Source organism: Roseburia sp. AF22-2LB (assembly GCF_003461125.1).
GTDB classification, from domain to species: domain Bacteria; phylum Bacillota; class Clostridia; order Lachnospirales; family Lachnospiraceae; genus Roseburia_C; species Roseburia_C amylophila.
The window spans coordinates 413,703-428,404 of the sequence record NZ_QTWM01000002.1 but is presented as its reverse complement, the minus strand read 5'-3'; the positions used below and the strand labels follow the sequence as shown (position 1 = coordinate 428,404).

The 14,702-nt window shown below is 40.1% G+C and carries 6 protein-coding genes; 5 read left to right on the top strand and 1 reads right to left on the bottom strand.

Annotated features, from left to right (window positions below):
• Positions 1 to 755 precede the first annotated feature (755 nt).
• Positions 756 to 1,526, top strand: a complete 771-nt coding sequence (locus DWX96_RS04795; RefSeq protein WP_117946706.1) for a flagellar filament capping protein FliD — start codon at positions 756 to 758, stop codon at positions 1,524 to 1,526.
• Positions 1,527 to 1,690: 164 nt separating this feature from the next.
• On the opposite strand, the gene DWX96_RS04790 is transcribed toward DWX96_RS04795, so the two are convergent.
• Positions 1,691 to 3,331, bottom strand: coding sequence for an ABC-F family ATP-binding cassette domain-containing protein (locus DWX96_RS04790; protein WP_022242433.1), 1,641 nt, complete (start codon positions 3,329 to 3,331; stop codon positions 1,691 to 1,693).
• Between the two features lie 228 nt (positions 3,332 to 3,559).
• On the opposite strand from DWX96_RS04790, the gene nifJ reads away from it, so the two are divergent.
• The 4 genes from nifJ to DWX96_RS04770 all read left to right on the top strand — a co-directional run bounded on the left by nifJ (position 3,560) and on the right by DWX96_RS04770 (position 14,631).
• On the top strand, positions 3,560 to 7,105 hold the full coding sequence (gene nifJ / locus DWX96_RS04785) for a pyruvate:ferredoxin (flavodoxin) oxidoreductase (protein ID WP_118056889.1): 3,546 nt from the start codon (positions 3,560 to 3,562) through the stop codon (positions 7,103 to 7,105).
• 284 nt (positions 7,106 to 7,389) lie between these two features.
• On the top strand, positions 7,390 to 8,064 hold the full coding sequence (gene lepB, locus DWX96_RS04780; protein WP_118056888.1) for a signal peptidase I: 675 nt from the start codon (positions 7,390 to 7,392) through the stop codon (positions 8,062 to 8,064).
• 14 nt (positions 8,065 to 8,078) lie between these two features.
• Complete coding sequence (locus DWX96_RS04775; protein WP_118056887.1) at positions 8,079 to 13,097, top strand: LPXTG cell wall anchor domain-containing protein; 5,019 nt, start codon at positions 8,079 to 8,081, stop codon at positions 13,095 to 13,097.
• Between the two features lie 67 nt (positions 13,098 to 13,164).
• Positions 13,165 to 14,631, top strand: coding sequence for an isopeptide-forming domain-containing fimbrial protein (locus tag DWX96_RS04770; protein ID WP_118056951.1), 1,467 nt, complete (start codon positions 13,165 to 13,167; stop codon positions 14,629 to 14,631).
• Positions 14,632 to 14,702 lie beyond the last annotated feature (71 nt).

The following is a 14,702-nucleotide window of genomic DNA, read 5'->3' as shown; positions in this document are numbered from 1 at the left end:
TCTATGTTAATTGGCATGGAATATCTGCAGTTCTTAGCACATATTTTTTCTTGATTACAAAATGTCTTTCCGTTGCTTTGACTGACTATCCGCACTGTCCGTCAAAGACGGATGTTACACAAAAGTTTATAAGGGGCACTAAGAATTTCGAAACATATTGTGTTTTGCCCGGCAACCGGTGCAAATTCACATCCATGTTCAGATTGCACCTCGCCGGCACATCCTGTGCCGGCGTTGCCGGTTGCTATACGAAATTCTAAGTGCCCCTAATAAATTTTGTCAAACATCCGTCCTTTTGACGAACCGTGCTGATAGTTTGTCAAACATTGGAAAGACACTTTATATTGTAAAAAGAAAAATATGTGTTCTAGAACTGCGGTATTTTATGCCTGACATAGAAACCTGTTAAATCCTGTAATTTATGTTATCAAATATATTGGTATCCAGCCAACATAAAAAATTATTCCTAAAATGAGGAGTGCCCCGACATCTTTCGGATGCCGAGGCTATTATGAAAAAATATATCTAAAAACATGAGTTTCTTTTGATGGTTCTATAGTATGCTATAAATATGACAAAACTATGAACAAACCATAAAAACTTTGTGAAAAGTTACAATAGATGAAAAAAATCACATAAAAAGTTGTGGATTTTACACAATATTGCAATCCTGTGCCTAAAATGCTATAATAGACTTAACAATAGGCAGACGTGGGACAAGGATGTTACACATCAGATATCAAAGGAGTGATTATATGATAGGCATTTCAAATTATGATTTGAATTCAATTAACACATTGTTTTCCGGATTATCAAATGGAAGCAGAACTTCAAACAGCGGTTTGTTAGGAATTAATATTGCTGATTATTCTGCAATTCGTACCGGTTCCTATTTTAAACTGATGAAGGCATATTATGGTGGAAATGATTCTGCCAGCAAGATTGTAGAGACAAACAAGAAGACTTCAACGTCTACTGCAAAGGATGATACTAAGACATTAGCAAAAATTGAAGATGCTGCGGAAGAGTTGAAGGGTGCATCCGATGCTTTACTGGATAAGACCAAGAAGTCTGTATTTAACAAAGTAACAACAACCGATGCAAAGGGTAATACCACAACAGATTATGATAAAGACGCAATTTATAAGAAAGTAAGTGCTTTTGTAGACAGCTACAATAACCTGCTGAAGAAATCAGAAGATTCCAATACCAATGGAATTCTCAATGCAGTTTCTTCCATGGTTCGGACTACAGATTCCAATGAAAAGTTACTTTCTAAGGTTGGAATTACCGTTGGTGTAGATAACAAACTCAGTATTGATGAGGATACCTTTAAGAAGGCAGATATGTCTTTGGTAAAATCTTTGTTCAATGGAAATGGTTCCTATGGATATCAGGTATCTGCAAAAGCATCTTTGGCAGATTATTATGCAGAACGGGAAGCATCCAAGGGCAATACATATGGTAATACAGGTACATATACCTACAATTATAATACCGGAGAGATTTATAATACGACAACCTAAGTGACCGGTTAATAATTATGATTCGCATAATGACGGTGTAAATGTCAGGTATAAATAATATATGCAAATAACAAGAAATGTGTGTTACAGGAAAGCAATTTTCGGTAAAGCAAAAAAGCAGGTGTTCTGATTGGAACACCTGCTTTCTATCTTAAAAGCTATTTTTAGTTATCATTCTCGTCTTCTTCACTCATGGAGTAAACCTGACGTTTTCTTGCCATTTCATCACTTTCTAAGTATTCATCGTAAGTGGTAATCTTATCAATGAGTCCGCCATTTGGAAGAAGCTCCATAATGCGGTTGGCAGTGGTCTGTGTGAACTGGTGGTCACGGGAAGCGAAGAGTACAACACCCGGGAATTTAATCAGACCGTTGTTTAATGCGGTAATGGACTCCATGTCTAAGTGGTCGGTAGGCTCATCTAAGATTAAGACATTGGAAGCCTGAATCATCATACGGGAGAGCAGTACACGCACTTTTTCTCCTCCGGAAAGGACTCTCATTTTCTTCATGCCGTCTTCACCGGCGAAAAGCATTCTTCCTAAGAAACCACGTACATAAGTAGCATCTTTGATCTCGGAATACTGGGTCAGCCAGTCTGTGATAACAAGGTCAGTATCAAAGATTTCGGTATTGTCCTTCGGAAAATAGGACTGGGAAGTCGTAACACCCCATTTGTAAGTTCCTTCGTCCGGCTCCATTTCACCGGCAAGAATCTTAAAGAGGGTAGTCTTGGCAAGCTCGTTGCTTCCGACAAAAGCTACTTTATCATCATGTCCTAAGATAAAGGATACATTGTCTAATACTTTTACGCCATCGATAGTTTTGCTTAGCCCCTCTACGGTAAGAACCTCATTACCGATTTCACGCTGTGGGCGGAAATCAATGTAAGGATATTTACGGCTGGAAGGTTTGATTTCATCCAGCTCGATTTTTTCAAGGGCACGTTTTCTGGAAGTTGCCTGTTTGGATTTGGAAGCATTCGCAGAGAAACGGGAAATGAACTCCTGTAACTCTTTAATCTTTTCTTCCTTCTTTTTATTGGCTTCTTTCATCTGCTTAACAAGAAGCTGGCTGGACTCATACCAGAAATCGTAGTTACCGGCATATAACTGAATCTTGCCATAATCGATATCGGCAATATGAGTACATACCTTATTTAAGAAGTAACGGTCATGGGATACGACGATTACAGTGTTGTTAAAGTTAATTAAGAATTCTTCCAGCCATGCAATGGCATCTAAGTCTAAGTGGTTGGTCGGCTCGTCTAAGAGCAGAATGTCTGGATTACCGAATAATGCCTGGGCTAAGAGCACCTTAACCTTGGTAGCACCCGGAAGGTCACGCATAGTGGTGTAGTGGTCTTCTGTCGGGATGCCAAGACCATTTAATAACATGGCAGCATCGGATTCTGCATTCCAGCCGTCCATTTCAGCAAATTCGCCTTCCAGTTCACTGGCACGGATACCATCTTCATCGGAAAAATCCTCTTTTGCATAGATAGCATCCTTCTCCTTCATGATATCATAGAGACGTTTATTTCCCATGATAACGGTATCTAAAACGGAGTACTCATCATATTTGAAGTGATCCTGCTGCAGGAAGGAAAGACGCTGTCCCGGTGTAATAACCACATCGCCGCTGGTGGAGTCTAATTGTCCGGATAAAATCTTTAAGAAAGTAGATTTACCGGCACCATTGGCACCAATCAGACCGTAGCAGTTGCCTTCCGTGAATTTAATATTTACATCTTCAAACAAGGCTTTCTTCCCGATTCGTAAAGTTACATTGTTTGCACTTATCATAATCAAATCTCCTGACTCTTTGAATTTACGGTGCTTTCATGCTTATGCACCAATTCGTATCATACTAGAAAAACAGCGGAAAAGCAACTAAAACTTCTTATAGAAAAAATTCGTGATTGTTCTTCATTTCGTACAGTCCATAATCTTGATAATCGACAAATAAAATGCTAAAATGTGATTTAGGTCGATAAGACATAAGTTTTTTATTTAAATAAGGAGGAATAAATAATGTCCAGAGCAAAACAATCAATGGACGGTAATACAGCAGCAGCTCATGTAGCTTATGCATACACAGACGTTGCAGCTATTTATCCTATTACCCCGTCCAGTCCAATGGCTGACTCCGTAGACCAGTGGTCCGCAGCAGGTCAGGAGAATATCTTTGGAAATCAGGTTAAAGTCGTAGAAATGGAATCAGAGGCAGGAGCAGCAGGTGCCGTACATGGTTCTCTTGCAGCAGGTGCTTTAACCACTACATTTACCGCATCCCAGGGTCTTTTATTAATGATCCCTAATATGTACAAAATCGCTGGAGAGCAGCTTCCATGTGTATTTGATGTATCAGCACGTACCGTTGCAACCCAGTCCTTAAATATTTTCGGTGATCACAGTGACGTATATGCTTGTCGTCAGACAGGTTTTGCTATGTTATGTGAGACAAACCCACAGGAAGTTATGGACTTAAGCCCAGTTGCTCATCTTGCAACAATTGAAGGAAAAGTTCCATTCATCAACTTCTTTGATGGATTCCGTACATCTCATGAGATTCAGAAAATCGAGAAATGGGATTACGCAGATTTGAAAGAAATGTGCAACATGGACGCTGTAAAAGCATTCCGTGAGCATGCATTAAACCCAGAGCATCCAGCAATGCGTGGTTCCCATGAAAACGGAGACGTTTTCTTCCAGCATCGTGAAGCTTGTAATACAGCTTACAATGAGTTACCGGCTATCGTTGAGAAATACATGGGCAAAATCAATGAAAAACTTGGTACAGATTATGACTTATTCAACTACTATGGAGCAGCAGATGCAGACCGTGTTATCGTAGCAATGGGATCTATCTGTGACGTAGCAGAAGAAGTAATCGACTACTTAACAGCAGCAGGAGAGAAAGTCGGATTAATCAAAGTTCGTCTGTATCGTCCTTGGGTATCTGCTTCCTTATTAAAAGTTCTTCCAAAGACTGCAAAGAAAGTTGCTGTTCTTGACAGAACAAAAGAGCCAGGAGCATTAGGAGACCCATTATACTTAGACGTAGCTACAACATTACGTGAAGCAGGATTAAACGACGTTGTATTATGCGGCGGCCGTTACGGATTAGGATCTAAGGATACTCCTCCTTCATCTGTATTCGCTATCTATAAAGAACTGGAAAAAGATGCTCCAAAGAGCAGATTTACAGTAGGTATCGTAGATGACGTTACAAACTTAAGCTTACCAGAGGTTAAGCCAGCACCTATCACATCTGCAGAAGGAACTGTAGAGTGTAAGTTCTGGGGTCTTGGTGGAGACGGTACTGTAGGTGCTAACAAGAACTCTACTAAGATTATCGGTGACCACACAGATAAATACATCCAGGCATACTTCCAGTATGACTCTAAGAAGACCGGTGGTGTAACAATTTCTCACTTAAGATTCGGTGACAAGCCAATCAAGAGCCCATATTACATCAATCAGGCTGACTTCGTAGCATGCCACAACCCATCTTATGTAACCAAAGGATTCAAGATGGCCCAGGATGTTAAACCAGGCGGAGTATTCATGATTAACTGCCAGTGGTCAGACGAAGAGTTAGCTCATCATCTGAATGCTGAAGCAAAGAAATATATTGCTGATAACAACATTCAGTTATATACAATCAATGCAATTGATAAAGCAATTGAAATTGGTATGGGTAAACGTACCAACACAATTTTACAGTCTGCATTCTTCAAACTTGCAAACGTTATGCCTATCGACGATGCAGTAGAATTCATGAAAGCAGCAGCTAAGAAATCCTACGGTAAGAAGGGTGATGCTGTCGTAGAAATGAACTACAAAGCTATCGACGCTGGTGTAGACGCAGTACATAAGGTTGAAGTTCCAGCATCCTGGTCTAACCCAGAAGCAGATCCAACTCCGAAGGAATTAACCGGACGTCCTGAGACTGTTAAGATGGTAAGAGACTTAATGGAGCCAATCTCCAAGATGGACGGAGACAGCCTTCCGGTATCTGCATTTGCAAAGAATCCGGATGGACAGTTCGAACATGGTGCGGCAGCATATGAGAAACGTGGTACAGCCGTAACCGTTCCTACATGGGATGCTGAGAAATGTATTCAGTGTAATCAGTGTGCATTCGTATGTTCACATGCAACCATTCGTCCATTCATGTTAGACGAAGCAGAAGTAAAAGCTGCTCCAGAGCAGACAAAACTTGCTGATACAAAGCCAAAGGCTGGCGAGTACAAATATACAATGAGCGTATCCCCATTAGACTGTATGGGATGTGGCGAGTGTATTACGGTATGTCCAGTAGGCGCAATCGAAATGGTTCCTCAGGAATCACAGGCAGATCAGCAGCCAGTATTCGATTACTTAGTAGCAAACGTTGGAAAGAAACCTGGTATGCCGGCAGACAATACCGTTAAAGGTTCCCAGTTCAATCAGCCATTGCTTGAGTTCTCAGGCTCTTGTGCAGGTTGTGCAGAGACATCTTACGCTCGTTTGATTACTCAGTTATTTGGTGAGCATATGTATATTTCCAATGCAACAGGATGTTCTTCTATCTGGGGCGGTCCTGCAGCAACATCACCATATACAGTAAACAAAGATTCCAAGAAAGGTCCGGCTTGGGCAAACTCCTTATTCGAGGATAACGCTGAGCATGGTTTTGGTATGGAAATCGGACAGAAAGTTCTTCGTGAGCAGGCAATTGCAAGCGCTAAGAAATGTGCTGAGTCTGATAAAGCAAGCGCAGAATTAAAGGCTGCATTTGACAAGTTCGAAGAGACTAAGAATGATACAAAAGCTAATACACCTGCAACAGAAGCATTAGTTGCTGAGTTAGAGAAAGCTGCAGCAGCAGGATGCCCGGATGCTAAGGATGCATTAGATAAGAAGAATTACCTTGCTAAGAAGTCTGTATGGATCTTCGGTGGTGATGGATGGGCTTACGATATCGGCTTCGGCGGATTAGACCATGTACTTGCTTCCGGTGAGAACGTAAACGTAATGGTATTCGATACAGAGATGTACTCTAATACAGGTGGACAGGCTTCTAAAGCTTCTAACATCGGTGAGGTTTGTCAGTTCGCTGCTTCTGGTAAAGAAGTTGGCAAGAAGAGCCTTGCAGAAATCGCTATGAGCTACGGCTATGTATATGTAGCACAGATCGCTCTTGGTGCAAATATGGCAAATGCTGTTAAGGTAATTGCTGAAGCAGAAGCATACAACGGACCTTCACTTATCATCGGATATGCTCCATGTGAGTTACACGGTGTTAAGGGTGGAATGAACCACTGCCAGGATGAGATGAAGAAAGCAGTAGCAGCAGGTTACTGGAACTTATTCTCATACAACCCGGCATTGAAAGCAGAAGGAAAGAACCCATTCACATTGACTTCTAAGCCAGGTGATGGATCTTACCAGGATTTCTTAAATAACGAGACACGTTACAGCAGATTAACACGTTCCTTCCCAGACAGAGCAGAAAAACTGTTCAAAGCATCTGAGGAAGCTGCAAAGGCTCGTTATGAACATCTGTTAAGATTAGTTGAACTTTACAAATAAGATTAGCTGATTGGACAGAAGAATCTGACGATTAAGTAAAATAAAAGAGACGTAATTTACAGAAATGTAAGTTACGTCTCTTTTTTTACTTTATAAGAACGATATCAAATTAAATTAGTCTGATTATTTCGTTAGAAAAAATCAAATCTATATGCCAGAATATGACATAATTCTATACAAAAAATATATATACTTACATTCAACACAAAAGAAAAATCACATGCATGAAAAGACAGGGGAAGGTCATAATAAAGGCAGCAAAAGAATAACAGGGGGTGCAGTTTGTGGCAGATAAGGATTTCCGCAAGCTGAAACGCTGGGAGTTGATTGAAATTATAGAGGGACTCCAGAAGGATTTGCAGGAAACTACAGAAGAAAATGACGGGAATAAGGACAAGAAAATAGAATTAGATGCGGCACTTCAATGTATACAGGCGGAACAGGCCTGCAGAGAGAAGAAGAGACATCTTTTCAGTGCGATTGGAATACTGCTTGTGGTGGCAGCAATTTCAGTATTGATTGCAACAAGATTAGTACCGGTATTGCAGGTTTCTGGTAAGAGCATGGAACCGGCATTAGAGAATGGTGAGCTGGTAGTAATAAAGAAAACCACAAAAATCAAACAGGGAGATATCATAAGCTTTTACTATCAGAGTAAGATACTTGTGAAAAGAGTCATAGGAACACCAGGTGATTACATAGATATAGACGAAGACGGCAATGTATATGTAAATGGTGAAAAATTAGATGAACCATATGCAATAAAGAAAGATTTAGGGGAATGTGATATTGATTTTCCTTATCAGGTGCCGGAAGGCAAATATTTTGTGATGGGAGACCATCGTTCAGTATCGGTTGACAGCCGGAGTTCAGCCATTGGGTGTGTGGCAGAAGAACAGATAATTGGAAAGGTGGCTTTTCGATTCTGGCCATTGAGTAAAATGGGATTCCTTAAATAGGGAGAGATAGGGATATGCAGGAAAATGTAAGAAAACATGTAAAGAAAGCAGAAGAAAAGAGAAAAATCCGCAGAAGAACAAAAATTTTACTGGGGATATGCTGCGTTCTTGTGGCAGTGGGTGTAGTCTGGGGACTGATTCTTCCGGGACTTGCAGCAACAGGAAATAAGGAAACAGAGCAGACGTCAGCCGGAGGCACGATTAGTGAGCGTATTAACTTGAGCGTTTCACAGAAGAGTCCGGATGATGGGAAAAATGGACAGATTCTGTATGCAACCGTGAGTGCAACCAACTCAAATCCGACAGATACAGAGCTGGTACCGGTTCGTATCCGGATTAGTGATTTACCGGAAGGAGTTACATTGACCGGTTTTGAAGAAAGTGATGTTATGCAGGTTACCTATAAAGCGGTCAGTGAAACAACAGAAGAAACACTGGAAGTAAAACTGGTAGAAGAAGATGATGAGACTTACATAGAGTTTGAGCCACCTGCAGGTTCAACTGTTTCCTTCGACTTGCAGTTTAATTCTTTAAATGGAATTATGGAAAAAGATTCCAAGGTCACATTGACACCGGAGATTCCAGATCAGAAAGACAATGATGTGATTTCTGAACCGGCAGAATTAATCTGGCATGGAACGAATCTCTGGCAGGATTTGAAAAAAACTGTCAGCAAGGAAATTATTCCGGTGAATGGAAAGACCAATAAGCTGGAAGGAACATTAGATTATAGAATCACTGCAAATAGTATGAATCCATGCGGAGTTGGTGATACAGGAGCAATCTGGACAGATCATGTAGAGCTGAGTGATGTATTGACATTACCGGATGGAATCAGTTTTCCGGAAGAAACCAGGGTCAGTGAAGATGGAGCTTCCATTGTGGATAGCAATGGAAATGTGATTTTCCAGTTTACTGATCTTCAGGGAGGAACCGTTACAAGTCTGACATTGGATGGAAAAACAGTTATATATAAGATTAGTGTGCCGAACCAGCATATGACAGATGGTGTGCCAACAAGAGAACAGGAGCATCTGAATGTAAGCGCAAGTCTGGATGTATCAAAATTAGTATTAACAGATAATTATATTACAACAGCCGCAGAAAAAGTTAAGGAAGATGTAATTACAAATCATGTTGATTTTGAATCTGTTCCCTATAAAGAATATGAACACACAAAATTGTCTGCAGATGTAAAGTCAAGACCGGAAATAAAAGAGGACTTTAGAATTGTTAAGACGGCGGATAAGAAAGAAGTAATTGCCGGAGATACCATTAATTATACGATTACGCTAGAAAATACGGGAAACAATCCGATTAAGGGAGAAGCTTCAGATGGAAGCGTTTATAAGGTGACAGATAAATTACCAGAGCATCTGACGTTGACATCGGAGCAGATACAGGAAATCCGTGATAAAGGAGCAGAGTATGACGAAGCAGCCAGAACAATAAGTTTTACACCTGGTACATTAAAAGCCGGTGAAAAGGTCTCATTTACTTTTGCAGCTAATGTAAAAAGCCAGGAAGAAATGGCAAAGTATAAAAATAATACTTCCATTCATAATAAAGCTTCTTATAAAGATAAGAGTTCAACAATAACGGTTATTTATAAAAAGCCGGAACTCATTATTGAAAAGAGCGGTGATAAGAAGAATGTAAAAAATGGTGATTTAGTTACTTATACGATAACGATTGAAAATATGGAAGATTATAAAACCATTGAGCAGACGTTAGAAGATACTCTGCCAAAAGGACTTATTTTCCAGTATGTTATAGATAAGAATGGAGCACAGGTTCCGGAGGGCGAGACGGATTTTGTGGCAGAGTCAACCAATGCGACCGGTGGATGCCGCAAGGTTGGCTTAAAGATAAATGATAAAACACTGACATTTTCTCTTGGCAGGCTGAATGCAAAGGAGAAGGTGACCATTAAGTATGTATGTAAGGTTGATGTTAATGAACTGCCGGAGGCTTCTGATTATCATTTTAAGAATTATGTAAAGAGTACTTCAACCGGTGAGGATTCTGAAATTGTAATTGAGACTGAAAATCCGATTACAGTAGATAAGAAGGTTAATGGCGGGGAAGGTGGAGAAACCTTTAAAGCAGAGGAATTATTTAAATACAGCATAACGATTACAAATGCTGATGGAGATGCCGCATATAAGAAAGGCGGACTGTCATTGACAGATGATATGCCATATCATGTCTTTCCTTCGGATGAATACAAGATTTATAAGGCAAAGCAGGCAGGAACGTTAAATTCCAGATATCCTAAAAATGATGAGGAACTGGTAGAGGCTGGTATCAGCTGGAAAGAGTATGTAGAAAATACATCTGACTGGGGAACTTATTATACAAAAATAAATGGTGAATATGTGCAGATAAGGAGATACTGGATTGGCAAGAGCAATGGAACGAATATCAGTGCACATAAAGGGATCCGTTTAATCTGGAGGATTGGCACCATGTCACCGGGTGAGGTAATTGAAAAGGAATTCAATGCTTACATTTATATGGATGATAAAGAGAATGAACAGACGGGAACCTTTACTTATACCAATAGTGCAACCGTAAACGGAATGAAGGATACAGTAACGGTAAAAGGGGAACCGGAAGGAAAAAAGGAGCTGGATCAGGCGGTAGATGTGCAGAAGAGTGTGTGGGCAATTCTGGATCAGTTCCATCAGTGGAAGACCAGCCAGTTAAAAGATAAGTCCATATTCTCTAAGAGTGTAAATGAAGGAAATTATCTCGGAAATTATGTGATTTACAATATTACAGTAACAAATACAGGAGAAGATCCGGTTCATATTGATACATTGGAAGATCATATGGCGGATGGTCTGGAATATGTTGGAATACGTCCGGGCCTGGGATATACGCTTCCGGTTCAGATTGAAAAGAGTTATAGTGAACCAATTAAGTCAAACGACTGGAACATGGCGCAGGTAACCAATATCGATGGCAGAAGTCTGGTAAGGGATGTTACCATTGCAATGACCAATGATGATAAGGAAAATCATATGGTTACCTTTACGATTGGAGACGATGGCAAAGGTTATGATTTGCCGGCAGGAAAGAATCTTTCATTCTTTGTGATGTGCAAGGTAAGTAAAGACGTGGAATTAGATGTTCCAATTACCAATACCGTGGATTTACTGGTAGATAAGGATGTGGAATATCGTGAGAATCCGAATGACATTACAATGAAAGGAACAAGGGATGATTCCAGACAGAATAACGGCACATCGGAAGATAAAGGAATTGTAGGAGAAAAGAGGGTTATTTCGTCATCTGTAACAATAACACCAAAGGATGTAATTGTTCCGGGAATTACCAAGAAAGCAGCGTCCTATATACCATCTGGTAAAAATGTGGAAGATGCTGTTGAATTGGAAGAGAAGGACAATATACAGCCGAATGTAACGACAAAGTGGCTGTTGGAGTTACGCAACGATGGAACCATTCCGATCTGCGATTATACAATTAAAGATTCTGTTCAGTCTCCGTTCCATATATTGTCGAAAGAAGAGGCAACTAATAAAACCCTTCACCTGGGACTTGACAAAAATGCTTTTGTACTGACCATTTATGATGAGGATGATAATGTACTTCATAAGTATGATTTGTCGGAAGAAGTATGGAAGCTGATACCGGATAATGCGGCCCACGAGTTTTCACTGTATCTGGAGGGAAAAGAATATCAGATTCCTGCAGGTGGAAAAGCGGAGTTTACGGTATATACCAGAAATACAGTATATGAGAACAGGATTTATGAAAATACTGCATATCTCCTGCCGGATGATCCGTTTGATGATAACAGTGTAAAAACGGGAGAACTGGTGACGGATGACAGTGGAAAATATATTGGAGTAAAAGCTTCTGATTGTGTTTATGCATTGGGTGATTACGGTTCATTCTCATGGAAAACGGTAGAGGAAACCGGTAATTCAGATAACCGGGGAAGCGGCTATCTTGGACTGGAAGGAAAGAATTACATTTATCTGGATGAAGATGGAAAAGATGTGATTTACACCAACAATATTGAAAATGTCAGCAATAACTCCTTTACACAGATGGTTATTGTAGACAGTATGCCACATATAAATGATACCGGAGTACTGAACCAGAAAGAAAAACGAGGCAGTGAATTCTCTGTTGCATATGCCGAAGGACTGGAACTCTGGGTAACTGAGGAGAGCGGCACAAAACGGCAGCTGGAAGAAGGCGTGGATTATTTTGTGGAATTTTCAAATCTGGTAAGCTTTACTGAAGCTGATATGTCGGGTACTTCAACAGAACAGTGGCATTCCTTCTGGCAGTCAGATGATGTGTCCTTCCGTATAAAGATGGCAGATACCTTTGCATTAAAGAAGGGCTGTATTCTTACCATGAAATATAATGGAGTAGTAGGAGAGAATGCAAACCCGGGTGAGACTGCATGGAACAGCTTCGCATACCAGTATACGGCAGAAGTAAACGGAAATGAAAAAACACTGCGGGCAGAGCCTCCGAAGGTCGGAGTAAAGATTTATAAGAAACCGGTAATTGAGAAAGACGTTCTGGATGCATATGGAAATGAACTTCCATATGATCAGATGAAAACCTTTACTTTTGTATTATATAAGGGTGATTCAATGGAGGAAGCTGATTATATTACAGAATTTGCCGTATGCCAGGGTGGATCGGTTGCATTGAAGACCATTACAGACCAGAATGGTAATAAAGCGTTGGAAGATGGTCAGGTCTACACGGTGAAAGAAAAACTGGTAAATGGTTATGAGTTAGTTGGAATAGGTCAGAAGGGTACAGAATTAAGCAAAGAAAATAAATATACCTTTACCTATTATGATAATCTTGATAGTATTTCGATTCAGGTTAAGAATCAGGAATACGGTTATGAACTTCCGGCAACAGGAGGAACAGGTACTACTGTTTATACTATAGGTGGTGCAGCAATTATGCTTATGTCATCCCTGTTGTATGGATACCGGATGAGACGGAAAAGAGAAAGGGGGGCAGGCATATAAAGCCCCCTTTTGAGGAAATCCGTTTCAGGTATCAAATATATTAAAAGGTCAAAGAAGGAGAAAGAAGATGAAAAAATTGAAAAAACTTTTTGCAGCAATGGTTGCAATGGTTATGGCATTTGCAATGGGTGTTACTGTTTATGCAGCAGACATTACAATTACAAATGGCGCAGCAGGTTCTGAATATGCGGCATACAGATTGCTGAATGCTACAGATGGTGGTGAAGGAAAATTTGCATACACATTAAATGATAAGTATGCAGCAGCATTGAAAGAAGTAACAGGAAAAACAGAAGATAAGGATGTAATTAATTACATTTCAGGATTAGATGCAGATGGTATTCGTGCATTTGCAGATGCAGTATTTGCAAAAATCAAGACATTAGAGCCGGAAGCAAAAACATCCAATGATAAATTTAGCGGTGTTGATCAGGGTTATTACCTGATTGCAGAAACAAAAACAGGTGATGAAGGTGATACCTATTCCCTTGTTATGTTAGACACAGCTGGAAATGACAGCGTAACTGTAACAACAAAGGAAGACAGACCGGAACTTGAAAAGAAAGTAAAAGAGAAAAATGACTCTACCGGTGCAGAAAGTGACTGGCAGGATGCAGCAGATTACGATATCGGAGATGATGTACCGTTCCAGTTAACCGGTACTGTAGATGCAAAATACGATAACTATGGAAGCTATTATTATGCATTCCATGATACCATGTCTGACGGACTTACTTTCAATGCAGATTCTGTAACTGTAACAGTGGACGGAACAGCAGTAACAACCGGCTATGAAGTAGTTACAGAAGATTTAGATGATAGCTGCACTTTTGAAGTTCGTTTTGCAGATTTAAAGAATATCAAAGCAGTAAAAGCTGGAAGTAAAGTAGTTGTAAATTACACCGCAAAACTGAATGAAAATGCAGTAATCGGTGAAGGTGGAAACACCAACGTATCCAAACTGGAATACAGCAACAATCCTTATGGGGATGGCACAGGTGTAACTCCGGAAGATAAAGTTATTGTATTTACATATAATTTAATTGCAAATAAGGTAGACGGTAACAATGCTCCTCTTGAGGGTGCAGGATTTACCCTTTACAAATTAGACAGCACTACAGGTGATTATGTTGCAGTTGGAAATGAGATTACAGGAGTAACAACCTTCTATTTCAAAGGTGTAGATGCAGGCCAGTATAAATTGGTTGAGACAACTGTTCCGGCAGGATACAATAAAGCAGATGATCTTGTATTTTCAGTAGAAGCAACCTATGATACAACATCAGATAATCCGGAATTAAAGACATTAGTAGTAAAGGATACTTCTGGAAAGGTTGTTTCAGAAGGAACAGAAGCAATCTTTACAGCAACTTTAAGAACAGGTGCTGTATCCACGGATGTACAGAACTTAAGTGGAACTGAACTTCCTGCAACCGGTGGTATCGGTACTAAGATTTTCTATACCGTAGGTGCGATTATCATGATTGTAGCAGCTGTATTGTTAATCGCAAGAAAACGTACTGCAAAAAACTAGAATTTTAAGATGAACGGCGGTAATTCACCGGGAATTTCCGGTGAACCGCCGGTTTATACACGAACGAGACT